At 68.9% G+C, this 24,984-nt stretch carries 23 protein-coding genes; 12 read left to right on the top strand and 11 right to left on the bottom strand.

What is annotated here, in order from left to right; genetic code table 11:
• The first annotated feature begins 69 nt into the window (after positions 1-69).
• Positions 70-414: a WhiB family transcriptional regulator gene (locus FBY35_RS16300; protein ID WP_177149633.1), complete on the top strand. Its 345-nt coding sequence runs from the start codon at positions 70-72 to the stop codon at positions 412-414.
• 92 nt (positions 415-506) lie between these two features.
• Here FBY35_RS16300 and FBY35_RS16295 read toward each other — a convergent pair whose 3' ends face one another.
• Together FBY35_RS16295 and FBY35_RS16290 are read right to left on the bottom strand one after the other, a co-directional pair.
• Positions 507-1,799: an ArsA family ATPase gene (locus FBY35_RS16295; RefSeq protein WP_142214491.1), complete on the bottom strand. Its 1,293-nt coding sequence runs from the start codon at positions 1,797-1,799 to the stop codon at positions 507-509.
• On the bottom strand, positions 1,796-2,758 hold the full coding sequence (locus FBY35_RS16290) for an ArsA-related P-loop ATPase (RefSeq protein ID WP_142214490.1): 963 nt from the start codon (positions 2,756-2,758) through the stop codon (positions 1,796-1,798). The genes FBY35_RS16295 and FBY35_RS16290 overlap by 4 nt, the downstream gene beginning before the upstream one ends.
• Before the next feature lie 96 nt (positions 2,759-2,854).
• Between FBY35_RS16290 and FBY35_RS16285 the strand changes: the two genes are divergently transcribed.
• The 6 genes from FBY35_RS16285 (at position 2,855) to FBY35_RS16260 (ending at position 8,111) form a co-directional block, all read left to right on the top strand.
• Complete coding sequence (locus tag FBY35_RS16285) at positions 2,855-3,016, top strand: DUF4177 domain-containing protein (protein WP_121891618.1); 162 nt, start codon at positions 2,855-2,857, stop codon at positions 3,014-3,016.
• A complete protein-coding gene (locus tag FBY35_RS16280) occupies positions 3,013-3,483 on the top strand; it encodes a RidA family protein (RefSeq protein WP_142214489.1) in 471 nt (156 codons plus the stop codon). Before FBY35_RS16285 ends, FBY35_RS16280 begins: the two co-directional genes overlap by 4 nt.
• Before the next feature lie 338 nt (positions 3,484-3,821).
• Complete coding sequence (locus FBY35_RS16275; RefSeq protein ID WP_260848697.1) at positions 3,822-5,249, top strand: PQQ-dependent sugar dehydrogenase; 1,428 nt, start codon at positions 3,822-3,824, stop codon at positions 5,247-5,249.
• Between the two features lie 84 nt (positions 5,250-5,333).
• Positions 5,334-6,200: an NUDIX hydrolase gene (locus FBY35_RS16270; RefSeq protein ID WP_142214488.1), complete on the top strand. Its 867-nt coding sequence runs from the start codon at positions 5,334-5,336 to the stop codon at positions 6,198-6,200.
• 43 nt (positions 6,201-6,243) lie between these two features.
• Positions 6,244-7,074, top strand: coding sequence for an MBL fold metallo-hydrolase (locus tag FBY35_RS16265; protein WP_142214487.1), 831 nt, complete (start codon positions 6,244-6,246; stop codon positions 7,072-7,074).
• 152 nt (positions 7,075-7,226) lie between these two features.
• Positions 7,227-8,111: a prohibitin family protein gene (locus FBY35_RS16260; protein WP_142214486.1), complete on the top strand. Its 885-nt coding sequence runs from the start codon at positions 7,227-7,229 to the stop codon at positions 8,109-8,111.
• A gap of 68 nt (positions 8,112-8,179) precedes the next feature.
• Here the strand turns inward: FBY35_RS16260 and FBY35_RS16255 are convergent, their stop codons facing one another.
• Positions 8,180-8,854: a Crp/Fnr family transcriptional regulator gene (locus FBY35_RS16255; protein WP_017947815.1), complete on the bottom strand. Its 675-nt coding sequence runs from the start codon at positions 8,852-8,854 to the stop codon at positions 8,180-8,182.
• Positions 8,855-9,120: 266 nt separating this feature from the next.
• Here FBY35_RS16255 and nth point away from each other — a divergent pair, with 266 nt between their 5' ends.
• The 3 genes from nth (at position 9,121) to FBY35_RS16240 (ending at position 12,004) form a co-directional block, all read left to right on the top strand.
• Positions 9,121-9,963: an endonuclease III gene (nth, locus tag FBY35_RS16250; protein WP_142214485.1), complete on the top strand. Its 843-nt coding sequence runs from the start codon at positions 9,121-9,123 to the stop codon at positions 9,961-9,963.
• A gap of 64 nt (positions 9,964-10,027) precedes the next feature.
• Entirely contained in the window at positions 10,028-10,738 is a 711-nt protein-coding gene (locus FBY35_RS16245; protein WP_142214484.1) for a CoA pyrophosphatase, read from the top strand.
• A gap of 66 nt (positions 10,739-10,804) precedes the next feature.
• Entirely contained in the window at positions 10,805-12,004 is a 1,200-nt protein-coding gene (locus FBY35_RS16240) for a MarP family serine protease (RefSeq protein WP_186356950.1), read from the top strand.
• A gap of 88 nt (positions 12,005-12,092) precedes the next feature.
• Here the strand turns inward: FBY35_RS16240 and FBY35_RS37155 are convergent, their stop codons facing one another.
• From FBY35_RS37155 to FBY35_RS16210, 6 genes are all read right to left on the bottom strand, one after another.
• Positions 12,093-12,281, bottom strand: a complete 189-nt coding sequence (locus tag FBY35_RS37155; RefSeq protein WP_142214482.1) for a hypothetical protein — start codon at positions 12,279-12,281, stop codon at positions 12,093-12,095.
• 155 nt (positions 12,282-12,436) lie between these two features.
• The gene (locus FBY35_RS16230; protein ID WP_142214481.1) at positions 12,437-13,366 is read right to left on the bottom strand and encodes an alpha/beta fold hydrolase; all 930 of its coding nucleotides are present in this window, start codon (positions 13,364-13,366) and stop codon (positions 12,437-12,439) included.
• Positions 13,367-13,482: 116 nt separating this feature from the next.
• Complete coding sequence (locus FBY35_RS16225) at positions 13,483-13,932, bottom strand: phage holin family protein (protein WP_142214480.1); 450 nt, start codon at positions 13,930-13,932, stop codon at positions 13,483-13,485.
• A 61-nt stretch (positions 13,933-13,993) separates the two neighbouring features.
• Positions 13,994-15,391, bottom strand: coding sequence for a Na+/H+ antiporter NhaA (gene nhaA, locus FBY35_RS16220; RefSeq protein ID WP_142214479.1), 1,398 nt, complete (start codon positions 15,389-15,391; stop codon positions 13,994-13,996).
• A gap of 307 nt (positions 15,392-15,698) precedes the next feature.
• Positions 15,699-17,654 (bottom strand): acetate--CoA ligase, encoded by a 1,956-nt coding sequence (gene acs / locus FBY35_RS16215; RefSeq protein ID WP_399208259.1) that lies wholly within the window; start codon positions 17,652-17,654, stop codon positions 15,699-15,701.
• A gap of 200 nt (positions 17,655-17,854) precedes the next feature.
• Positions 17,855-20,194 carry a bifunctional SulP family inorganic anion transporter/carbonic anhydrase gene (locus tag FBY35_RS16210; protein ID WP_142214477.1) on the bottom strand — a complete coding sequence of 780 codons (2,340 nt, stop codon included), beginning with the start codon at positions 20,192-20,194 and terminating at the stop codon, positions 17,855-17,857.
• Positions 20,195-20,479: 285 nt separating this feature from the next.
• On the opposite strand from FBY35_RS16210, the gene FBY35_RS16205 reads away from it, so the two are divergent.
• Positions 20,480-21,781, top strand: a complete 1,302-nt coding sequence (locus tag FBY35_RS16205) for a hypothetical protein (protein ID WP_142214476.1) — start codon at positions 20,480-20,482, stop codon at positions 21,779-21,781.
• 62 nt (positions 21,782-21,843) lie between these two features.
• Here FBY35_RS16205 and FBY35_RS16200 read toward each other — a convergent pair whose 3' ends face one another.
• Positions 21,844-22,830: an ATP-binding protein gene (locus tag FBY35_RS16200; protein WP_142214475.1), complete on the bottom strand. Its 987-nt coding sequence runs from the start codon at positions 22,828-22,830 to the stop codon at positions 21,844-21,846.
• Between the two features lie 102 nt (positions 22,831-22,932).
• On the opposite strand from FBY35_RS16200, the gene FBY35_RS16195 reads away from it, so the two are divergent.
• Positions 22,933-23,760: an oxidoreductase gene (locus FBY35_RS16195; RefSeq protein ID WP_142214474.1), complete on the top strand. Its 828-nt coding sequence runs from the start codon at positions 22,933-22,935 to the stop codon at positions 23,758-23,760.
• Positions 23,761-24,107: 347 nt separating this feature from the next.
• Here FBY35_RS16195 and FBY35_RS16190 read toward each other — a convergent pair whose 3' ends face one another.
• On the bottom strand, positions 24,108-24,965 hold the full coding sequence (locus FBY35_RS16190) for an HAD family phosphatase (protein WP_142214473.1): 858 nt from the start codon (positions 24,963-24,965) through the stop codon (positions 24,108-24,110).
• Positions 24,966-24,984: the final 19 nt, after the last annotated feature.

The following is a 24,984-nucleotide window of genomic DNA, read 5'->3' as shown; positions in this document are numbered from 1 at the left end:
CAACTGGCAGCGGTGAATATGCCGCTGCCGCCGTGGGGGAGCCTCGATTCGGGAGAGGACGGCGCCGGCATGGGCTGGGTAACCGACTGGAGTGCGCAGGCAGCCTGCCGCACTACCGATCCGGATGAACTGTTCGTACAAGGGGCAGCGCAGAACAGAGCCAAGGCGGTGTGCACCGGTTGCCCGGTGCGGACCGAGTGCCTGGCCGATGCGCTCGACAATCGCGTCGAATTCGGCGTCTGGGGCGGAATGACCGAGCGGGAACGGCGCGCACTGCTGCGCAGGCGTCCCACGGTCACCTCCTGGCGGAGGCTGCTCGAGACCGCGCGTACGGAGTACGAGCGCAGCGCGGGCATCCTGCCCGTGGGCCTCGACGACGACGAGACATACGAGACGTACGCAGCGGTGGGGTAGCCCACCGCTGTTTTGTTTACACGGCCGCGGCTTGTCTACGCGGCTTGCCTACGCGGCGCTTGCTGTCACGGCTTCCGCTGACACAGCGTCGTTCACACGGCTCCGGCCGGGACGGAATCGCCGGTCGCGAGCTGGTCACCGATGGCCCGCAGCCCCGCGAGATCGTGTACGTCGCCGGGCAGAGCGGGCACTTGGGCCACCGCCACCTCGGGGTGGAGCGCGGTAAAACGGTCGCGCGTGCGCTGTTCGCGCGCGAGCACCTGCATCCTTTCGGCGTGCAGGCGCAGCAGACCCGCCGTCAGTTGTTCTGTGGTGTGGTCCGCAGGGGTGCTTTGCTCGGGGGTGCAGTCCACAGGGCCGTCCGCAGGGCCGTCCACGGGCTGGGGGTCGGGAGAGGCGGCCGCGGAGTCACGAACACCAGTCTTCCCGGACCCCTGATCCACAATGCGGCCCTCGTCAAGATTTTCTGCGGCCGCAAGTGCCCGCTCGGCCGACAGGCGGGCGGCGCCGCTGCCATGGACCCGGTTGAGCACCAGACCGGCCAGCGGCATCTCCTCCGCCGCCAGCCGCTCCACGAAGTAGGCCGCCTCGCGCAGTGCGTCCCTCTCCGGCGCCGCGACCACCAGGAAGGCCGTACCGGGTGCCTGCAGGAGCCGGTAGGTGGCATCGGCGCGGGTGCGGAAGCCGCCGAACATGGTGTCCATCGCGGACACGAACGTCTGCACATCACGCAGGAGTTGACCGCCGAGCAGTTTGCCGAGCGTCCCCGTCATCATCGACATGCCGACATTGAGGAATTTCATCCCCGCCCGGCCGCCCACCTTCGCCGGCGCCATCAGCAGCTTGATGAACTTCCCGTCCAGAAAGGACCCCAGACGCCCGGGCGCATCGAGGAAGTCCAGCGCCGAGCGCGAGGGCGGAGTGTCGACGATGATCAGGTCCCACTCGTCACGGGCGCGCAGCTGACCCAGCTTCTCCATCGCCATGTACTCCTGCGTGCCCGCGAAACCGGCCGACAGGGACTGGTAGAAGGGGTTCTCCAGGATCGCCCGGGCCCGCTCGGCGTCCGCGTGCGCCTCGACGATCTCGTCGAAGGTCCGCTTCATGTCGAGCATCATGGCGTGCAGCTCGCCCTCGCCCTCAATGCCCTTGACCCGTCGCGGGGTGTTGTCCAGCGAGTCGATGCCCATGGACTGTGCGAGCCTGCGGGCCGGGTCGATGGTGAGGACGACGACCTTGCGGCCGCGCTCCGCCGCCCGTACGCCAAGGGCCGCTGCGGTGGTGGTCTTGCCGACTCCTCCCGCGCCGCAGCAGACGATGATGCGTGTCGCGGGGTCGTCGATCAGCGGGTCGACCTCAAGAGCAGGCGCCGCGTCCAGGGTCATGAGCCGGTCCCTTGCTTCCGCAGTTCCTTCGACAGCTGGTAGAGCCCCGCCAGGTCGACTCCCTCGCTCAGCAGGGGGAGTTCGTACGTCGGCAGGCCGAGGGCGGTCAGTGCCGCGCGCTGCTCGCGCTCCAGCTCCACGCGCTGGGCGTGGTCGGCGGCCTGCTCCAGGAGCGGAGTGACGAGTTTCGCCGAACCGCTGACGCCCGCCGCCGTGAGTGCCTTGGCGATGTCCGGGCGCCGGTCGCCCGCGGCGTGGCGCACCGCCTCCTCGTCGAGGATGTGGGGGCGCACCATGTTCACGATGACCTTGCCGACGGGCAGCTCGGCGGCGCGCAGCTCGGCGATACCGTCCGCGGTCTCCTGGACAGGCATCTCCTCGAGGAGCGTCACCAGATGGACCGCGGTCTCGGGGGACTTGAGTACGCGCATCACGGCCTGGGCCTGATTGTGTATCGGGCCGAACCTGGCCAGGCCCGCCACCTCGTCGTTGACGTTGAGGAAGCGGGTGATGCGGCCGGTGGGCGGGGCGTCCATCACCACGTAGTCATAGACGTACGGACCTTGCCTGGTCCTGCGGCGCACGGCCTCGCAGGCCTTTCCGGTCAGCAGTACGTCCCGGACGCCGGGCGCGATGGTCGTCGCGAAGTCGATCGCGCCGAGCTTTTTGAGCGCGCGGCCGGCGGTGCCCAGTTTGTAGAACATCTGGAGGTAGTCGAGAAGCGCGCGCTCGGCGTCGATGGCCAGCGCGAACACCTCGCCGCCGCCCGACGAGACGGCGATTTTTCGCTCCTCGTAGGGAAGCGCCTCCGTCTCGAAGAGCTGTGCGATGCCCTGTCTGCCCTCGACCTCGACAAGGAGAGTGCGCTTTCCCTCGGTTGCGAGGGCCAGCGCGAGTGCGGCGGCCACCGTCGTCTTACCGGTACCACCCTTGCCGCTGACGACCTGGAGCCTGCTCACGTATTCGAGCCTAACCAGTCGGGCTGTCGCCCATGCAGGAGGCTGCCTGCGGGCTGCGTCACGAGGCAGGCGGCCGGTGCGGCTACAGTCGGCTCCATGACCAAGTGGGAATACGCGACCGTGCCCCTTCTCGTGCACGCAACCAAGCAGATTCTGGACACCTGGGGCGAGGACGGCTGGGAGCTCGTCCAGGTCGTTCCCGGGCCGAACAACCCCGAGCAGCTCGTGGCGTACCTGAAGCGGGAGAAGCAGTCGTGAGCGGCGCCGTCGAGGCGAAGCTCGCCGAACTCGGGCTGACGCTGCCGGAGGTCGTGCCGCCGCTGGCCGCGTACCAGCCGGCTGTGAGGTCGGGTGCGTACGTCTACACCGCGGGCCAGCTCCCGATGGTGGAAGGAAAGCTTCCGATCACCGGCAAGGTGGGCGCCGAGGTCACCGCCGAGGAGGCCAAGGAGCTTGCCCGTACCTGTGGGCTGAACGCGCTGGCCGCCGTGAAGTCGGTCGTCGGCGATCTGGACCGGATCGCCCGTGTCGTGAAGGTTGTCGGCTTTGTTGCGTCGGCCGCGGACTTCACCGGTCAGCCCGCTGTGCTCAACGGGACCAGCGAGCTTCTCGGTGCGGTGTTCGGCGACAAGGGTGTGCACGCGCGCAGCGCGGTGGGCGTCGCGGTGCTGCCGCTGGACGCTCCGGTCGAGGTCGAGATCCAGGTGGAGCTCGTCCAGGACTGACGTACCGCCGGCGACTTGCGCCCTGCGCGCGGCCGACGCGCCGCGCGGGACTGACTGATCGTTCAGCACGGAGTGGAGCTTGTACGGAGCCGAGGCTCCTGCTCAAGTGCCATATGGGGCCCTGAGTCCGCCGGTCTTCCGGCAGATTCGGGGCCCCGCTCGTCTTCGGTAATCCCCTGCATCTCTCTTGGCGTGGACGCGTCGACGGGTGTCACCTGTCCATGGTTAGGAAGATTTCCTAACTATCTGAACGCAGGAGGGATCCGTGGCACCAACCCCCCGCCGGTCGCGCCGATCGGGAGGCGCCGCCCTCGTGGCCGCGGCCACCGGCCTGGGGCCTGTGCTTCCTGCCTGACGACTCCGGCATCTACACCGAGCGCAACACCTTCAACGTCCACAAGCTCACCAAGTCGGGCCAGAAGACGCTGGTCGGCAAGGTCCCGAACATGATCGGCACGGGTGGCGAGGGCGGTCTGCTCGGCATCGAGATCAGCCCGAGCTTCACTACGGACCACTATCTCTACTTCACCCACTCCGCGTCCGAGGGCAACCGCATCGTGCGGATGAAGTACGAGAACAACGCGCTCAGCGACTACAAGATCTTGCTCCAGGGCATGGAGAAGAGCCGCTTCCACAATGGCGGCCGGCTGCGCTTCGGTCCCGACGGCAAGCTGTACGCCTCGATGGGCGATGCCCAGAGCGGCAGCCGGGCGCAGGACAAGAACTCGCTCAACGGCAAGATCCTGCGTGTCAACCCCTACGGCACCATCCCGTCGGACAACCCCTTCGGCAACGCCGTCTGGTCGCTCGGCCACCGCAACCCGCAGGGCCTGGACTTCGACTCCCAGGGCCGCCTGTGGCAGGCGGAGTTCGGCAACAGCGTCATGGACGAGGTCAACCTGATCCAGAGGGGCGGCAACTACGGCTGGCCCAACTGTGAGGGCACCAACGGCAGTTGCTCCGGCTACATCCCGCCCAAGAAGACCTGGCCCACGTCCTCGGCCTCTCCCAGCGGCCTGACCGGCATCAACGACTACGTCTTCGTCGCCACCACCGTCGGTGAGCGCGTCTACCGGCTGCGCATCGACGCGAACTCGAACCTGGTGGACCAGAAGACGTACTTCCAGGGGACCTACGACCGGCTGCGCACCGTCGAGGTCGACCACGACGGAGACATCTGGCTCACCACGTCGACCGACAGGGACGGCACGGCGGGCAACGACCGCGTCCTGCTGATCGACATCGTGTACTCGGGCGGCAATCCACAGCCGGGTGAGTTCAAGCTGACCAGCAGCGCATTCAACGACAACGCCACCATCCCGGCGAAGTACACCTGCGTCGGGGACGGCACGGCGGGCCAGGATCCTTCGCCGCCGCCGGCCTGGGGCGCGGGAAGCTCCGGGGCGAAGAGCTACGCCGTCGTCTTCGCCGACGTCGCAGGCAGTGGCAACAAGCTGCACTGGGCGATCTGGGACATCCCGGCGGCCAGGCCCTCCCTCCCCGAGGGTCTCGGATCGGGCTTCGACGTCCCCGGCCAGGGCGGTGCCAAGCAGAAGGCCATGGGCAGCGGGGCGAACGCGCAGAAGTTCTTCGGGCCGTGTCCCGGAGGCTCGACGCACCCGTACACCTTCACGCTGTACGCGGTGAACGCGACAACCGTGCCGGGCATCGGCTCGGGCTCGTCGACGGCCCAGATCGAAACGGCGATCAAGAACGCGAGTACCGCGAATGTGAAGCTCCGCGGCAACTCCAACGCGGGCACCTGAACGCGGGCACCCGGCGCACGGTTCGAGGGGCGGCACTCACGGCCGCCCCTCGAACATGCCGACGAGAGCGGATAGCCTCCGGCCATGTCCAATGGTCAGTGGTACCCGCCGGAGTGGCCGGACCGGATTCGCGCGCTCGCGAGCGGTGAGCTCACCGCCGTGACGCCGAAGCGGGCCGCGACCGTGATGCTGTTGCGCGACACCGTGGACGGCCCCGCCGTCCACATGCTGCGCCGACGCGCCTCCATGGCCTTCGCCGGAGGCGCGTACGCGTATCCCGGCGGCGGTGTCGACCCGCGCGACCACGACCATCTGGTGCGCTGGGCGGGTCCCTCGCTGCGGACATGGGCGGACCGGCTCGGCGTGGACCCGGCGTCCGCCCAGGCCATCGTGTGCGCGGCCGTGCGCGAGACATACGAGGAGGCGGGCGTTCTGCTCGCGGGGATGAGTCCCGGCACGGTCGTCGGCGACACGACCGGCGACGACTGGGAGGCGGACCGGCGGGCGCTGGTCGAGCGGGAGCTCTCCTTCGCTGACTTCCTGGACCGGCGCGGCCTGGTGCTGCGCTCGGACCTGCTCGGCACGTGGGCGCGGTGGATCACCCCCGAGTTCGAGCCGCGGCGCTACGACACCTGGTTCTTCGTGGCAGTTCTGCCCGAGGGCCAGCGGACGCGGAACGCGTCGACGGAGGCGGACCGTACGGTCTGGATCCGTCCTGCGGAAGGGATCGCGGGCTATGACAAGGGCGATCTGCTGATGATGCCGCCCACGGTCGCCATGCTGCGGGCGCTGGAGCCGTACCGGGCGGCCGCGGACGCGCTCGCCGCCGCCGGAGAGCAGGACCTGAATCCCGTACTGGCCCGGGCACGGCTGGACGACCAGGGGCAGCTCGTGCTGAGCTGGCCGGGCCACGACGAGTTCACCAAGCACATCCCGACGGAGGGTTCGTAATGACGGAGAGCGCCGCGATACGGCGGCGTGCCGGAGGTGCGCGATGACCGAAGCAGCCGCGCTGCCCGGACAGCCGCGCGGGGGCGTGCTCTCGGGGCCCGCCACCGCACGCGCGGTGAACGTCCTCGCGCCCAACGCCTCTCCCATGACCCTCGACGGCACGAACACCTGGATCGTCTCCGAGCCCGACTCCGAGCTCGCCGTCGTCATCGACCCGGGCCCCCTCGACGATCCCCATCTGCAGACGGTCGTCGCGACCGCCGAGAAGGCCGGCAAGCGGGTCGCGCTGACCCTGCTCACCCACGGCCACTCCGACCACGCGGAGGGCGCCGCCCGGTTCGCGGAGCTGACGGGTACGAAGGTCCGGGCCCTCGACCCCGCGCTGCGGCTCGGCGACGAAGGGCTCGCGGCAGGCCAGGTCATCCGCGTCGGAGGCCTCGAGATGCGGGTCGTCCCGACGCCCGGCCACACCGCCGACTCCCTCTGCTTCCACCTTCCCGCCGACCGGGCCGTACTGACCGGCGACACGATCCTGGGGCGCGGCACGACGCTCGTCGCCCACCCGGACGGGCGGCTCGGCGACTACCTCGACTCCCTGCGCAGGCTGCGCTCCCTCACGGTCGACGACGGGGTGCACACTGTCCTGCCGGGCCACGGGCCCGTACTCGACGACGCACAGGGCGCGGTCGAGTTCTATCTGGCCCACCGGGCGCACCGCCTCGCACAGGTGGAGACGGCGGTCGAGGACGGGCATGTCACCGCGGCCGAGGTGGTGGCGTACGTGTACGCCGACGTGGACAGGTCGCTGTGGCCGGCGGCGGAGCTGTCGGTGCGGGCGCAGCTGGAGTATCTGCGCGAGCACGGCCTGATCTGAACCCTGGCCTTACGTGAACCCTGGCCTTGCCCGAACCCTGGCGTGATCTGAACCTGGTCCGGGCGAACCGCGGGCAGGCCCCCAGGCGTCGGGTTCATTGGCCTGTGCTTTACGCTCCGCTTACTTCTGACACCGTTCCTGGGGGGACCAGCGTGTTCGTGCTCTTCATCCTGCTCGTCATCGCGGCAGCCGTGCTGTTTTTCGTCGGCCGCGGCAGCGAGAAGCGCGGGCTCAAGCTCGGCGCACTCGGGGCGCTGCTCGCGGGCCTCTTCGCGGGGATCGCCAGCTGTGTGCACATCATCAGCGCCTATGAGGTGGGCGTCCCGGTCACCTTCGGCAAGGTCGGCTCGCCCATGACGGCGGGGATGAACATCACCTCGCCGTTCACCAACGTCACGACGTTCTCCACCCGCCCGGTGGACCTCAACCTCTCCGACAAGGACGTCGTCGAGGTGCGCTCCTCGCAGGGCGGTGTGATGTACGCGGAGCTCACTGTGAAATGGGCGGTGACGCCCGCCAAGGCCGTCGAGCTCTACCGGCTCGCGGGCAGCGAGGACGCGATTCAGCAGCGCCTGGTCTTCCCGGACAGCCGGGAGATCGTCCGTAACGTCTTCGCCCGCCACACCAGCGAAGAGGGCTACAGCTCCGCCCGCGAGACGATCAACAGCGAGATCGCCGACCGGATCAAGGAGCGGCTCGCTCCGCGCGGCATCGACGTCACCACCGTCAATCTGCGCAATGTGAAGCCGTCCGACCGGCTCCAGGACCAGATCGACCGGAAGATCCAGCAGCAGCAGGCGACCGAGCGGGCCACGGAAGCGGCACGCACCGCGAAGGCGGAGGCCGAGCGCCGGCGGATCGAGGCCGAGGGCATCGCCAGGGCCAACAAGATCCTTAACAACTCGCTCACCGACAAGGTGCTGACCAACCAGTGCATCGACGCCTTCAAGGAAGCGGCGGCGAAGCACCCGGTGTACGCGGTGCCGTGCGGCGGCGGCAGCGGCAACCCGCTGATCGTGGACGGCACGAAGAACTAGCCCACTCCGGAACTACGAAGGGCCGACCCCGGATCACTCCGGAGGTCGGCCCTTCGTACGCTTCGGTGCTAGCGCGAACGCTTGGCGAGGCGCTCCACGTCCAGCAGGATCACGGCCCGCGCCTCCAGCCGCAGCCAGCCGCGCTGCGCGAAGTCGGCCAGCGCCTTGTTCACGGTCTCGCGGGAGGCGCCGACCAGCTGGGCCAGCTCTTCCTGGGTCAGGTCGTGGACGACGTGAATGCCCTCCTCCGACTGCACGCCGAAACGGCGCGAGAGGTCGAGGAGCGCACGGGCCACCCGGCCCGGTACGTCGGAGAAGACCAGGTCGGACATCTGATCGTTGGTCTTACGCAGCCGGCGTGCGACGGCGCGCAGGAGCGCGGTGGCCACCTCCGGCCGGGCGTTCAGCCAGGGCTGCAGGTCGCCGTGCCCGAGACCGAGGAGCTTCACCTCGGTCAGCGCGGTGGCCGTCGCGGTCCGCGGACCGGGGTCGAAGAGGGACAGCTCGCCGATGAGCTCGCCCGGGCCGAGGACGGCGAGCATGTTCTCGCGGCCGTCGGGGGACGTGCGGTGGAGCTTGACCTTGCCTTCGGTGACCACGTACAGGCGGTCGCCGGGGTCGCCCTCGTGGAAGAGAGCGTCGCCACGGGCGAGCGTCACTTCACTCATCGAGGCGCGGAGCTCCGCGGCCTGCTCGTCATCGAGCGCCGCGAAGAGCGGGGCGCGCCGCAGAACGTCGTCCACGTGTTCTCTCCTTGTCGACCTGCTCAGGGACCGGGGTGGCCCATGATGCCGGACCGGGCACCCGGGGTGCGGGCGCAGGTCGGATCCCTGGCCGTAAAACCGTGCGATCAATCACACCAAGTCTGACTCACTGGAGCGCCTGTTCGTGCGGCAGGGGCCCGATTGGGTCCTGATTGGCTGTGACCGGGGCGGATGTCAGTGCTGGCCCGTAGGCTGACCGGGTGTCCAATTCGCCGGTGAGAGCGCAGGCCAAGGGGGCTGGGAGCGTGTCCGGAAAGCAGAATTCCGCTGTGGGCGAACAACCCTCGCTCGGCCCTAAGAAATCGGGCAAATCGCCTAAATCGGAATCACGGCTGGCCATGGTCCGCCGTGCGCGCCGGATCAATCGGGAGCTCGCCGAGGTCTACCCGTACGCCCACCCGGAGCTGGACTTCACCAACCCCTTCGAGCTGCTCGTCGCCACGGTCCTGTCCGCCCAGACGACGGACCTGCGGGTGAACCAGACCACTCCCGCGCTCTTCGCGAAGTACCCCACGCCCGAGGATCTCGCCGCCGCGAGTCCGGAAGAGGTCGAGGAGCTCATCCGCCCGACCGGGTTCTTCCGCGCCAAGACCAAGGCGATCATGGGCCTCGCGACCGCGATCCGCGACGACTTCGGCGGCAAGGTCCCCGGCCGCCTCGGCGACCTGGTGAAACTGCCGGGAGTGGGCCGCAAGACCGCGTTCGTGGTCCTCGGCAATGCGTTCGGAGTGCCCGGCATCACCGTCGACACCCACTTCCAGCGCCTGGTGCGCCGCTGGAAGCTGACCGAACAGGACGACCCGGTGAAGATCGAGGCGGAGATGGCCGCGATCTTCCCCAAGAGCGAGTGGACGATGCTCTCGCACCGGGTGATCTTCCACGGCCGCCGTATGTGCCACTCCCGCAAGCCCGCTTGCGGTGTCTGCCCGATCGCCCACCTCTGCCCGGCGTACGGAGAGGGAGAGACGGACCCCCAGAAGGCGAAGAAGCTGCTCAAGTACGAGAAGGGCGGCCAGCCCGGCCAGCGCCTGAACCCGCCGCCGGACTACCCGGGCAAGCCGGCTCCGCCTCTTGGGGCGGGCGGGTGACGTCCCCGACCCGGACCGACGGAACGATGCACGCGCCTCGAGGCGTTGTGAACGAGGGGTGCCGATGATGCGCGCAGGAGAAGAGACGTACGAGCAGAACTACGACCAAGAGGTGGTGGTCACCACCGACGGTCTGCCCGCCTGGCTCGACCCCGTCGTGCGCGCCGCGGACACGGTCGAGCCCGAGCAGCTCAGCCGTTTTCTGCCGCCCGAGAGCGGCCGCGGCCGGCAGTCCGCTGTCCTGATCCTGCTCGGCGAGGGCGCCAGGGGGCCCGAGCTGCTGCTCATGGAGCGCGCCGGGAGCCTGCGCTCACATCCCGGGCAGCCCTCCTTCCCCGGTGGCGCGCTCGATCCCGAGGACGGAGATCCGGCCACCACCGGGCCGCTGCGTGCCGCGCTGCGCGAGGCCGAGGAGGAGACCGGCCTCGACCCGGCGGGCGTCCAGATCTTCGGCGTGCTGCCCAAGCTCTACATCCCGGTGAGCAGTTTTGTCGTCACGCCCGTACTGGGATGGTGGCGCACCCCGAGCGCGGTCGGAGCGGTCGACCCCGCCGAGACCGCGCGGGTCTTCACTGTGCCCGTGGCGGATCTCACGGACCCGGCCAACCGTGCGACGGCCGTGCACCCGAGCGGGCACAGTGGTCCGGCCTTTATGGTCGAGGGGGCTCTGGTCTGGGGTTTCACCGCCGGTGTGATCGACCGCATTCTGCATTTCGCGGGATGGGAACGACCATGGGACCGCGCCAAGCAAGTCCCGCTCGACTGGCGCTCATGACAGGCTGAACCCTGCCGCTCCAGCCCGGACGGAGCAGGCGCCGACGAATCTGCGAGGCAAATGACGGTGAACGTGCTCGACATTCTGTTGCTGGTCGCCGCCGTGTGGTTCGCGATCGTCGGCTACCGACAGGGTTTCGTCGTCGGCATCCTCTCGGTGATCGGTTTCCTCGGTGGCGGGCTCGTCGCCGTGTATCTGCTGCCCGTGCTCTGGGGCCAGCTGACGAACGATTCCGACGTGTCCACGACAGCAGCGGTCGTGGCCGTCGTCATCGTGATCGTCTGCGCGTCGGTGGGGCAGGCTTTCACCACCCATCTCGGCAACAAACTCCGCCGGTACATCACCTGGACGCCCGCGCGCGCCCTGGACGCGACCGGGGGCGCGCTGGTCAACGTCGTGGCGATGCTGCTGGTCGCGTGGCTGATCGGTTCCGCACTCGCCGGGACCGCCCTGCCGACGCTCGGCAAGGAGGTCCGCAGCTCCAAGGTGCTGCTCGGGGTCTCCCGGGTGATGCCCAGTCAGGCCAACACCTGGTTCACCGACTTTTCCTCCGTCCTCGCGCAGAACGGCTTCCCTCAGGTCTTCAGCCCGTTCTCGAACGAGCCCATCACCGAGGTCCAGGCCCCCGACCCGGCGCTCGCGGGCAGCCCGGTGGCCGCCCGCGCCCAGCGGTCCATCGTCAAGGTCGTCGGCACGGCCCAGAGCTGCGGCAAGGTGCTCGAAGGCACCGGCTTCGTCTTCTCCGACCGCCGAGTGATGACCAACGCGCACGTCGTCGGCGGCGTCGACGAGCCGACCGTCCAGATCGGCGGTCAGGGCAAGCTGTACGACGCGAAGGTCGTGCTCTACGACTGGCAGCGCGACATCGCCGTACTGGACGTGCCCGACCTCAAGGCGCGGCCGCTCCAGTTTGCCGACTCCGACGCGCGCTCCGGCAACAGCGCGATCGTCGCGGGCTTCCCGGAGAACGGTTCGTACGACGTGCGCTCGGCCCGCGTCCGCGGCCGGATCAACGCCAACGGCCCCGACATCTACCACCGCGGCACGGTACGCCGTGACGTCTACTCGCTGTTCACGACAGTCCGTCAGGGCAACTCCGGCGGTCCGCTGCTCACGCCCGACGGCAGGGTGTACGGCGTGATCTTCGCCCGTTCGCTGGACGACCCGGACACCGGTTACGCGCTGTCGGTCGACGAGATCCGTGAGGACATCTCGTTCGGCCTGACCGCGAACCAGCAGGTCGACAGCCAGGGGTGCGCGCTGTAGCGGTCAGCCGCGGGCCGTACGAGGTGCTGAGGGGGCGGCGGTGGGCCGTACGAGGTGCCGTACGGGTCAGCCGTAGGCGGCCGGGGCGTCAGCCTCGGGTATGCCGCAGCCGCGCCGAGACCCAGCGGGCCCGGCGCCGCAGGATGCGCGGAATACCGATCCCCTGCCCGGGATGCTCATGGCCCTCGCCTTGGGGGCCACCCCTCTCGTGGGTAACCGGCCCGTTGGCCGAGCGGCGGTTGCGTGCTGCGTCACCGTAGTCGTACGTCCAGCCCATACACCGACGTGTGCCCGTGCCCCATGGTCGGTAACCGCGCCGGGGACGGCCAATTGGCCTATGCGCCAGGCATTTGGCTGTTCGTCGTACAAGCGTTCACGGGTGTGGAGGCAGCGGCACAATTGGGGCCGACGGTGCCGCCGCGCGCCGCCGCCCTAGCGGTCGGGCTCGGGGTCGTTCAGCCAGGCGATGAGCTCCTTGGAGAACCCGGCCGGATCCTCCTCGTGCGGAAAGTGGCCGAGGCCGTCGAACAGCCGCCAGCGGTACGGCGCTTCCACGTACTCGCCCGAGCCCGCCGCGCTGCGGGTCCGCATCGCCGGGTCCAGCGAGCCGTGCAGATGCAGCGTCGGCACCCGCACCGGGCGCTTCATCCGGCGGTTGAACTGGATCCCGTCCGGCCTGGCCAACGACCGCACCATCCACCGGTACGGCTCGATCGAGCAGTGCGCCGTCGACGGGATGCTCATCGCCCGCCGGTACACGTCGAGCGCGTTCTCTTCCGGCGGCTGCGGCCCTGACCAGTCCTGGATGAGTTTGCCCACCAAGGCCGCGTCGTCCGCCACGAGCTGACGCTCCGGAATCCACGGCCGCTGGAAGCCCCAAATGTACGAGCCCGCCCGGCTCTGCGAGACGTCGGAGAGCATCGCCGACCGCCAGCGCCGGGGATGCGGCATCGAGGAGACCGCGAGCCGGCGCACCAGCTTGGGGCGCATCACCGCCGCGGTCCATGCCAGATAGCCGCCGAGGTCGTGACCCACCAGCGCCGCGTCCGGCTCGCCGAGCGAGCGGACCACGCCGGTGATGTCGAGCGCGAGGTTCGCGGGGTCGTAGCCACGGGGCGTACGGTCGCTGCCGCCCACGCCCCGCAAATCCATCGCAACCGCACGGAACCCGGCGTCGGCGAGCGCGGTCAGCTGATGCCGCCACGTCCACCAGAACTGCGGAAAGCCGTGCAGCAGCAACACCAGCGGTCCATCGCCCATCTCGGCGATATGGAAACGCGCACCATTGGCCGCCACGTCGCGATGGGTCCACGGACCATTGATGCGTACGGGGCTGCCAGAACCGGTATCAGGGGCCGTCATGCAGACGAGCGTGCCACACCTCAGCACCACGCGGTCGCCACGCCCACCCGCGACGGGGCGAGGTGCGACCCCCAGGGGATGCTCAGCCGGTGCTCACGGCCTTGCGAGAGTGGTCTTCAGACCGCGGCCTTGTCCTGCGCCGGGCGAGGGTGCGGCTTGACGCCCTGGAGTACGGCGGCCGTCTGTTTGGCCGACGCGATGGACTTCTCCGGCGGCTTGACCTTTTTGAACTTGGCCACGGCCAGTAGCGCGAGCAGCCCCGCGAGCAGCAAATACGCCCCGCCCACGATGAGGAACGACCAGGCGAGGCCAAGACCCAGATTGTGGATCCCGTACGCCGCCGCGAAGCTCAGCACCGGCAGCGAGAAGAGCACGAACACTCCCGCGACGGTGAAAGCCGCACCGCCCATCGCGCCGCGCCTGACGTCCTGCCTCAGCTCCGCCTTGGCCAGGGCGATCTCGTCGTGCACGAGCGCGGACATCTCGGCGGTCGCCGAAGCGACCAGTTGGCCGAGACTGCGCTCGGCGCCGACGACGTTCGCCGCGGTGTTGCCGGGGTCGCTCATCGCTGACTCCCTCTCCTCATCGGCGGATCCGATGTCAGTTCCGATCTGTTCCGATGTCAGATCATGCCGGACCGTCGCCGCCCTTGCGCGACGCCCCCGCCAGTTCGGCCCTACGGCGGTGCTCCGCGGCCTTCTCCTCGTAGATCGCCGCCATCCGAAGGTGGTATTCCGGCTTGTCCTGCTCATAGATGTCGGGGATGCCGTCGTGGTCCTCGTCGCGCTCCTCCTCCTCGACGAGCGCGTTGTACTTCCGTACGCGCAGCTTGAGCAGAATCGTGGCGAACACGGCGGCGATCAGGGAGCCCATGAGGACGGCGCCCTTGACCTCCTCGGTGAGTACCGGGTTGCCCGCGAAGGCCAGTTCGCAGATGAGGAGAGAGACGGTGAAGCCGATTCCGGCGAGCGCGGCCACCGCGAAGACGTCCGGCCAGGACAGATCCTCATTGAGCTCGGCCCGGGTGAAGCGGGCAGCGAGCCAGGAGCCGCCGAAAATGCCGAGGGTCTTGCCGACCACCAGGCCGAGGACGACGCCGAGGGGCTCCGGCTGGGTGAAGACGTCGGTGAGCAGGTCTCCGGAGACGACCACTCCCGCGGAGAAGAGCGCGAACAGCGGTACGGCGAGTCCCGCGGACAGCGGCCGCACGAGGTGTTCGATGCGCTCGCCTTGAGAGTGCTCCTCGCCCTCGCGCCTGGTGCAGCGCAGCATCAGGCCCATGGCGACACCGGCGACAGTGGCGTGGATGCCGCTGTTGTACATCAGCCCCCAGATGACGAGAGCCAGCGGGACGTACACGTACCAGCCGCGAACGCCCTTGTGCAGGAGGAGCCAGAAGACTCCGAGGCCGACGACGGCACCGCCCAGCGCCGCGAAGTTCAGGTCGTCGGTGAAGAAGACGGCGATGATCAGGATCGCGAAGAGATCGTCGACGACGGCGAGGGTGAGCAGGAACGCGCGCAGCGCGGACGGCAGCGAGGTGCCGATGACGGCGAGGACGCCGAGCGCGAAGGCGATGTCGGTGGCGGTCGGTACGGCCCAGCCGCCGGTGGACCCGCCGCCGACGGTGGTGACGACGAAGTAGACGACCGCGGGCAGGGCCATTCCGCAGACGGCGGCGATCACGGGCAACGCGGCGGCCTTCGGGTCGCGCAGCTCACCGGCCACCAGTTCGCGTTTGAGCTCGATCCCGGCAACGAAGAAGAAGATGGCGAGCAGTCCGTCGGCAGCCCAGTGCTCGATCGAGAGATCGAGGCCGAGGGCGGAGGGGCCTATGTGGAAGTCGCGTGCGGTCTCATAGCTGTCGCCCAGGGGGACGTTGGCCCAGATGAGCGCGGTCACCGCGGCAACGAGAAGAAGGACACCACCCACGGTCTCGGCCCGCAGCGCGTCCGCGACGAAGGTTCGCTCGGGCAGAGACAGACGTCCGAGGAACTTGCGGCTGGTGGGGGTGGGCGCGGCCACGTCGGGAGACCTCCGGTCGGGTGGGCGGGACGGAGCACATGCCGACCAGACTTCCCGGCGCACCTAGGTTCCTGCTGCGTGATGAACGCGGTCCTTAGCTTACCTAAGAGCGCAGGGGCGTATCCGGTGAGCCTCACCTTAAGGGGCGTAAGGGGCATGCGTCGCGCGGTCGGGGAGCGGACGGGTGCGCCTTCGACGCCCGCGGCGCGGAGTCACCGCGTCCGGGGCGACGGTGTCAGGCCAGGGGCAGACACGAGGGAGGGGCCCTGCCGCACCGCGGCCGGACCCCTCCTAACAGGTGTCTGAATCAGTCCTCGCTCGCCGCCGTCGGCAGCTTCGTCTGGATCAGGTCCATCACCGACGAGTCCGTGAGAGTCGTGACATCGCCCAGCTGGCGGTTCTCCGCGACATCCCGCAGCAGCCGCCGCATGATCTTGCCCGAGCGGGTCTTCGGCAGCTCCGCCACCGGCAGCACACGCTTCGGCTTCGCGATCGGCCCCAGCGTGGCGCCCACGTGGTTGCGCAGGTCGTTCACCAGATTCTCGTCCTCGCTCGCCGTGCCCCGCAGGATCACGAAGGCGACGATCGCCTGACCCGTCGTCTCGTCCGTCGCGCCCACCACCGCCGCCTCGGCGACCTTGGGGTGCGAAACAAGCGCAGACTCCACCTCGGTCGTCGAGATGTTGTGCCCGGACACGAGCATCACGTCGTCGACGCGCCCGAGCAGCCAGATGTCGCCGTCGTCGTCCTTCTTGGCGCCGTCGCCCGCGAAGTACTTGCCCTCGAAGCGCGACCAGTACGTGTCGATGAAGCGCTGGTCGTCGCCCCAGATGGTGCGAAGCATCGACGGCCACGGCTCGGTGAGGACGAGATAGCCGCCGCCTCCGTCCGGAACCTCGCGGGCCTCGTCGTCCACGACCGTCGCCGAGATGCCGGGCAGCGCCCGCTGGGCGGACCCCGGCTTGGTCTCGGTGACACCGGGCAGCGGCGAGATCATCATCGCGCCGGTCTCCGTCTGCCACCAGGTGTCCACGATCGGCGCCTTGCCCGCGCCGATGTGCTCCCGGTACCAGATCCAGGCCTCCGGGTTGATCGGCTCACCGACCGACCCGAGCACACGCAGCGAGGACAGGTCGAACTTGGCGGGGATGTCGTCGCCCCACTTCATGAACGTACGGATGGCGGTCGGCGCCGTGTAGAGGATGGTGACCCCGTACTTCTGCACGATCTCCCAGAAGCGGCCCTGGTGCGGAGTGTCGGGCGTGCCCTCGTACATGACCTGGGTCGCGCCGTTGGCGAGCGGCCCGTACGCGATGTACGAGTGGCCGGTCACCCAGCCCACGTCGGCCGTGCACCAGTACACGTCCGTCTCCGGCTTGAGGTCGAAGACGGCGTGGTGGGTGTACGCCGCCTGCGTCAGGTAGCCGCCGGACGTGTGCAGGATGCCCTTCGGCTTACCCGTGGTACCCGAGGTGTAGAGGATGAAGAGCGGGTGCTCGGCGTCGAAGGCCTCGGGGGTGTGCTCCGCGGACTGGCCGTCGACGAGTTCGTGCCACCACGCGTCGCGGCCCTCGGTCCAGGCGACCTCCTGGCCGGTGCGCCGCACGACGAGCACGTGCTCCACGTTGTCCACGCGGTCGATCGCGTCGTCCACGGCCGGCTTGAGCGCGGCAGGCTTGCCGCGCCGGTAGCCGCCGTCGGCCGTGATGACGACCTTGGCGTCCGCGTCCTGGATACGGGTCGCGAGCGCGTCGGCCGAGAAGCCTCCGAAGACCACCGAGTGCGCGGCGCCGATACGGGCGCAGGCCAGCATCGCAACGACCGTCTCGGGGATCATCGGCATATAGACGGCGACCCGGTCGCCCTTGCGGACACCGAGTTCGGTCAGGGCGTTCGCGGCGCGCGAGACCTCGTCCTTGAGCTCGGCGTAGGTGATCGCGCGGCTGTCGCCGGGCTCGCCCTCGAAGTGGATGGCGACCCGGTCGCCGTTGCCCGCTTCGACATGGCGGTCCACGCAGTTGTACGCGACGTTCAGCGTGCCGTCCGCGAACCACTTCGCGAAGGGCGGGTTGGTCCAGTCGAGGGTCTCGGTCGGTTCGGTGGCCCAGCTGAGCCGCCTTGCCTGCTCGGCCCAGAAGCCAAGCCTGTCCGCCTTGGCCTGCTCGTACGCCTCCGCCGTCACGTTGGCGTGCGCGGCCAGCTCGGCGGGCGGTGCGAACCGCCGCTCTTCCTTGAGCAGGTTGGCCAGGCTTTCGTTGCTCACGACATCTCCCTTTCCCAGGGCGTCCTATGTGCCTATGTGTCCCAGGCCATAGCTCATCAGCCAGAGGGCCGGGTGACAAGAGCCTTCCGGAAATTGGTTTAGACCTGTTGGGGCTGTGAGTGGAGCCATGTATGGCCCCTCCTTCCCGGGCGGCGGGAAAGAGGGGCCATACATTCTCACGGGCGTGGCCGAGGAGCGGTTCAGGCGCGCGACGTCTGCAGAGCCGAAGGAGCTGGTGCGACCCGGTCGAAGACCTCGTCGATCTCGTGTTCGTCGCTGCTCGCGAGGAGATACGCCTGGGCCTCGCCGACATGGAAGTACATTCCATGCAACTCCAGCGTCCCCTCGGCGAGTCGCCTGGCCACCGATTCATGGGCCCGCAGATGCTCCAGCTGTTGGACCACATTGGTCAGACACAGCTGCTCCACCGCGTCGGTGGGCATCCGCCCGGAGATCCTTGCCCAGGAACGGTGCCTGCTCCTCATCCGCTCAAGGCTCGGCTGCCCGTGCCGCAGCCAGCGCCGCAGCGGCGTCTGGACGCTTGCGGGCGGCCCGTTCAGCAGCGCCTGCATCGCGCCGCAGCCGGAGTGGCCGCAGATGGTGATCGAGTCGACCTCCAGCACATCGACGGCGTACTCGATGGCCGCGGCCACCGAGTCGTCGCCGTTCTCCGCACCGGGCAGCGGAACCAGATTTCCCACATTGCGCACGGTGAACAGGTCGCCCGGGCCACTGGCCGTGATCATGCTCGTGACCAGCCGGGAGTCGGCGCAGGTGAGGAAGAGCTGCGATGGCCGCTGCCCCTCGCGCGCCAGCCGCGCCAGTTCGTCGCGCACCAGCGGGGCCGTGTTGCGCTGGAACGAGCTGAGCCCGCTGGCCAGTTGATGCGCCTTCGCCTGCCGGGGCCGGTCGTCGCCGCAGTGATGGTTGCGCCAGGGCGTCCAGGGGCGGCAGCAGCCGTGCGTCTCCGATGCGGGCTCGCTGATCCGCGCCCCGGCCCGGCCGGTGAACTCAGCCGTCCCGCCCTGCGCGATGTGCGAGGCCTGCCAGCCATGCAGCGCCTCGTACGCCGCGTGGTCCATAAAGGAACCGTCCAACTCGACCACACAATGGGCTCCCTGGGGCACCTGGCTCAGCGTCCTGCTCAGCCGCGGCACGGCCAGAAACGTCAACTGGCCACGCGCCCGCACCCGGTGGAACCCCTCCAGTTCGTCCGCGGTGATCCGGGTCCGGGTCAGCCGGCGCAGGGCCACCGCGACAGCCACGGCGATCCCGATGGCCACACCTTCCAGCACCCCCGCGAGCACCACCGACGCCAGTGTCGCCGCATACACGACGATCTCCCGGTTCCGGCGCACGCTGCGCAGATGCGTGATGCTGACCATCTGTACGCCCACGACCATCACCAGTGCCGCCAGCGCGCTCAGCGGGATCAGATCGAGCACGGGCACGAGCAGCAGCGCGGCGACCGTGATCCACAGACCGTGCAGCATCGTGGAATTCCGGCTCACTCCGCCCGCGGACACATTGGCGGCACTGCGGACGGCGACTCCGGTGACGGGCAGACCGCCGAGCGCACCGGAGACGACATTCGCCGCCCCCTGCCCGGCCAGCTCCCGGTCGAGGCGCGCCCTCGGAATACGGACGTCCGGTGTCTTGCGGGCAGCCACCAGCTTGTCGATGGCGACGGCCGACAGGAGCGACTCCACGCTGGCCACCAGGGTGATGGTGAGAACGGAGGCGAGGATGCCGAGCACCGGCCCTTGGGGCAGCTCGGGCAGGGCATGGCTGCTCCAGGACGGCAGATCGACGCGTGGCAGGCTCAGCCTGGCAACCACTGCGAAGGTCGTCGCTCCTGCCACCGCGGCGAGAGCGGCCGGGATCTTCCGTACGACGTGCCCCACGCGCCCGGGAATCCGCGCCCACACCATCAGCACGGCAATGGTCAGAACGCTGGCCGACAGCGCGGCCGGTTGAAGGTTGGCCAACTGGGCGGGAAGGGCACGGACGTTCTCGGTCGCCGAGCTCTGCGGGGTGCCGCCGAGGACGATATGGAGTTGTGCGAGGGCGATCGTGACGCCGATGCCGGCCAGCATGCCGTGCACGATCGCCGGGCTGACGGCGAGAGCCGAGCGGGCCACCCGAAGGGCGGCCAGCCCGAGTTGGGCGATTCCGGCGAGGACGGTGATGGCGCAGGTCGTGCGCCAGCCGTACCGGTGGATCAGATCGGCGGTGACGACGGTCAGCCCGGCCGCGGGACCGCTGACCTGAAGCGGCGCCCCGCCGAGCCGACCGACGACGATCCCGCCGACGGCAGCGGCCACCAGCCCGGCCTGGAGGGGTGCGCCGGTGGCGAGCGCGATGCCGAGGGAGAGCGGCAGCGCGATCAGGAAGACGCAGATCGAGGCGGACAGATCGGCGCCCGCGATGCGGAAGCGGTGGGGCGGGCGGGCCTTGTTCTTTCGGGAATTGCGGGCTGGGCGGGGCTTTCGGGTTTTGCGGGAGGGGTCTTCGGTGCGGGTGGGGACGCAGGCAGACATGGTTCCCGTCTCCTCCGGGGCAGCGCGGTCGCGGAATGTGGGGACGCGGCCGTGGGTCACGGCGTGCAGCGGCGGGATTCTCAACTCTCGGTAAATGGATCGTAATGCAAAGTAAAGACTGAGGCATGATTTTCAGGGCAAATGGGGCAGCATTTCACCCGTTCTGGTGATTAGTAATTTGAACGCGGCTCGTCGCACCCCTCCCCACCCATCGCGATGCGAGCTTGACGGCGCCACAGGCAATGCGTCGTACAGGCATATAGGCATACGAAAGAGGGTGGGCGGATGAGGGCCGCCACGAGGAGGATCGCCGTGGGGGCAGTCGCCACGGCACTGATCGCAGGAGTCGCCGGCTGCTCCGTACCGGGCATGACCGACGATTCGGCCGCAGCCAAGCGGGGCGCCCTCGGGGCGAAGAAGGGCGCACCGGCCCCCAAGAGCGCGGTACGCCTCATCGGCGACGGATCCACCGCGTTCACCGGACCCCAGCCGGGTCTCCTCAGGCCGGTGCGCCTGAAGCCGGGTCAACAGCCGCCGCAGTTCGTGGTGTTCTCCTGGGACGGAGCCGGCGAGGACAGCCAGAAACTCTTCTCGCACTTCCGCGAGGTGGGCAAGAAGTACGACGCGACCATGACCTACTTCCTCAGCGGCGTCTACCTGCTACCCGAGGAGAAGGCGAACCTCTACGACCCGCCACAGCACCCCGTCGGCCGCTCGGAGATCGGCTTCAACAACACCCAAGGGATCCGTGACACCGTGCGTGAACTGCGCGGCGCCTGGCAGGACGGCAACGAGGTGGGGACCCACTTCAACGGCCACTTCTGCGGCACGGACGGCGGCGTCGGCCAGTGGTCCGTCGCCGAGTGGAAGAGCGAGATCAGCCAGGCCAGGTCATTCGTGAAGAACTGGCGCACCAACGCCGGCCTGGAGAACGAGCAGCCGCTGCCCTTCGACTACGACAAGGAGCTCATCGGCGCTCGCACCCCCTGCCTCGAGGGCCGCCCGAACTTCGTGCGCGCCGCCGCCGAACTGGGCTTCCGCTACGACACCAGTGGCATCAACGACCAGGTCTGGCCCAAGAAGGACCTCGGCCTGTGGGACCTCTCGCTCCAGATGGTGCCCGTCCCGGGCAGGGCCTTCGAGACCCTGTCCATGGACTACAACTTCATGGTCAACCAGTCCGGGACGGTCAAGGGTGACCCCTCGAAGTACCAGTCCTGGGGCAACCAGATGCGCGACGGCCTGGTGAAGGCCTTCGACCGCGCCTACAAGGGCAACCGCGCGCCGCTGATCATCGGCAACCACTTCGAATCCTGGAACGGCGGGACATATATGCGCGCGGTCGAAGAGACGATCGCGACGGTCTGTGTGAAGCGCGACGTGAAGTGCGTGTCCTTCCGCCAGCTCGCCGACTGGCTGGACGCGCAGGATCCCGAGGTTCTGCGCAAGCTGCGCACGCTCCCGGTCGGCCAGGCCCCGAAGAACGGCTGGGCGGCCTTCCTCGCCACCCAGCCGGCGGGCGCACCGGGTTCAGCCACGGCCAAGCAGGGTCAGGGCTCAACCGCGGCCAAGCCTCAGTCGCGCTGACATCGGACACCCGCACGTCCTCCTTCGGCGCCCCTCGCGCCGGTCGGCGCGAGGGTGTCCTCTCAGCCGGGCTGTGCCGCGGCGGCAGGCTCGGCCAGTACGAAGGCGGGGTCGACCTGGGCCGCAAGGTCGGCTCCTGTCTTCGCGTTCCCCCAGCTCTGCGCGTTCTTCCGGTGGAAGTGCACCATCTGGCGGGTGTATCGCTCCCAGTCGCGGTGCCCGTACGAGTCCTCCGCGGCGTTCTGCAGCACCTGCAGCGACATGCGGTTCTCGGCCTCCAACTGCTCGAAGCGGGGCGGCCGTCCCTTCTCCATCGCCCGAACCCAGGGGGAGTGCCCGACGGTCACCAGCAGGTCATCGCCCACCTCGTCGCGCAGGAAGTCGATGTCGTCCGTGCCCTGCACCTTGTTGCCCACGACCTTGAGTGCGACGCCAAAGTCCCGTGCGTACTCCTTGTACTGGCGGTACACCGAGACCCCCCTGCGCGTTGGCTCGGCCACCAGGAACGTCATGTCGAACCGGGTGAACATCCCGGAGGCGAAGGAGTCCGACCCCGCGGTCATGTCGACGACCACATACTCCTCGGGGCCGTCGACCAGGTGATTGAGGCACAGCTCGACCGCGCCGACCTTGGAGTGGTAGCAGGACACCCCGAGGTCCGACTCGGTGAAGGGACCCGTCGCCATCAGCCTGATGGCCCCGTCGTCCAGGCGCACGCCGACCGCGCAGGCGTCGTAGACCGGGTTGTCCTCGCAGACGCGCAGCAGCCGCGAGCCCTCCCCCGGGGGCGTGGTCTTGATCATCATCTCGGCGGAGGGGATCCGGGGATTCGATCCCCGCAGATAGTTCTTGATCAGTGGCAGATGCGCGCCCATCGCGGGCAGCGCGGCGGCCTCTGCCTCGTCGAGGCCGAGCGCGGCCCCCAGGTGCTGATTGATGTCGGCGTCCACCGCGACGACGGGGGCTTCATTGGCGGCCAGGTGGCGGATGAAGAGCGATGACAGCGTCGTCTTGCCGCTGCCGCCCTTCCCTACGAAAGCGATCTTCATGTTCACCTAGGGTAGTGGGTCGATCGCACGGTGTGGCCGGTCTGCGTGAAGAAGACCACTCCGAGGTGGGGCCGGGGCCGGGGGCGCGTAGCCTCGCTACCTATGAGTACGAATGCCTCGGTCGACCCCCTCGCCACCCTCGGCTCCCTGCCGGGCGTCGCCGACTCCGTGGACTCCGTACGCAAAGCCGTCGACCGGGTCTACGGTCACCGGGTGATGCGCAGGCGCAGCACCGAGGTCACGTCGGAGGCGGCGCTGCGCGGAGCTCGGGCTTCAGCCGCGCTGTCCGGCGCGGACTGGGCACTGGAAGAGGTCCGCAGGCGGACCGACTTCGGCGTCGAGCCCGAGGCGCGCACGGTGGGTGCAGCCCTGCGGCTCACCGCCGAGGCGGGTCAACTCCTTTCCATCTGGCGGCAGTCGCCGCTGCGCGTGCTCGCGAGGCTGCATCTCGTCGCGGCGAGTGGTGCCGGTGACGACGTCACGGTCGGCAGGCCGCGCCTCGCGGGCGAGGAAGTTGACGAGCCGGTGATCGAGGCGCCGCTTCCGGATGCGGGCGAGGTGACCGGCCGACTGGACGGACTGGCCGGACTGATCATCGCGGGCAGCTCCGCCCCGGCACTTGTGACGGCTGCTGTGGTCCACGGCGAACTGCTGGCGCTGCGCCCGTTCGGTACGTACAACGGCCTCGTCGCGCGGGCCGCCGAGCGCATCGTGCTGATCGGAAGTGGGCTCGACCCGAAGGCCATCTGCCCTGCGGAGGTGGGCCATGCCGAGCAGGGCCGGGCGGCGTACGTGGCCGCATTCGACGGGTATCTGTCAGGCACGCCCGACGGGATGGCTGCCTGGATCGCGCACTGCGGGCGAGCAGTGGAACTCGGGGTCCGGGAGTCGACCGCCGTGTGTGAGGCATTGCAGCGCGGCGCGGCCTGAACTGTCCCGGATAAGCTCCGGAGAGAGCCCCTGAACAGGGTTGCGGCGGTACCGGAATTGGTACCGCCGCTGGCATGTCCGCCGAGTTACCAAGCGTCCTCGTAATATTGCCCATCAGGTCGGGAACTTCTGCCCGTCACCTGGTGCGGCTGGCCCGTAATCGACGGGTCGACGTCGCGTGGGTGCTCAGTTTTCATGCTTCGGTCCGTGGGCCTTCATGCGTTAAAGGTGATCCTTTCGGATGTCCTTGGTCTCGCGGGCCGTTGATTCATTTGTACTCCAGCCGAAGGGCAAGCGGAAGCCCCAGCTGCACATCTTTACTTGTAGGTTCAAACGCGGACGCATATCTACACAGCGGGAGCGCTGGCAATCTGCACCGCCGCAGTACGCCGCCGGCTGGCGTACCAGACGAGCCCGGCGGTCGCTGCCGCCGCCCCCACCGCGGCCGCCGCGACCAGGGCCGGGCGCGGCGGCATGGACAGCGCGGGCAGTCGCTGTTTGAGGCGGACCGGACGGTTGAAGACCAGAATCGGCCAGCCGCGCGCTGTCGCCTCCCGGCGCAGTGCCCGGTCCGGATTCACCGCACAGGGATGGCCGACGGAGGAAAGCATCGGGACGTCCGTCGCCGAGTCGCTGTACGCGTAACAGCGGGCCAGGTCGTACCCCTCCGAAGCGGCGAGTTCCTTGATCGCTTCGGCTTTGGTCGGGCCGTATGCGTAGTACTCCACCTCCCCGGTGAAGCAGCCGTCGTCGCCGACCACCATGCGGGTGGCCACCACCCGGTCGGCGCCGAGCAGTTCGCCGATCGGTTCGACCACTTCGGCGCCTGAAGTGGAGACGATGACGACGTCGCGGCCGGCCGTGTGGTGCTTCTCGATGAGGGACGCGGCCTCGTCGTAGATGATCGGGTCGATCAGGTCATGGAGCGTCTCGGCGACGATCTCCTTCACCTGCTGGACGTTCCAGCCCTTGCAGAGCGCCGAGAGGTACTGGCGCATCCGCTCCATCTGGTCGTGATCGGCGCCGCCGGCGAGAAAGACAAACTGGGCATAGGCGGTACGCAGTACGGCTCGGCGGTTGATCAGGCCGCCTTGGTAGAAGGACTTGCTGAAGGTCAGCGTCGAAGACTTCGCAATGACCGTCTTGTCCAGGTCAAAGAAGGCGGCTGTGCGCGGCAAGGAGTGGTTTTCCACGAGCCTGAGCATAGGTGCCCACCATTCGGCG

Origin of the sequence: Streptomyces sp. SLBN-118, assembly GCF_006715635.1 — a bacterium.
GTDB lineage: Bacteria > Actinomycetota > Actinomycetes > Streptomycetales > Streptomycetaceae > Streptomyces.
Note: the sequence above shows the minus strand (reverse complement) of the source record. Positions and strands in the feature narration are given on the sequence as shown.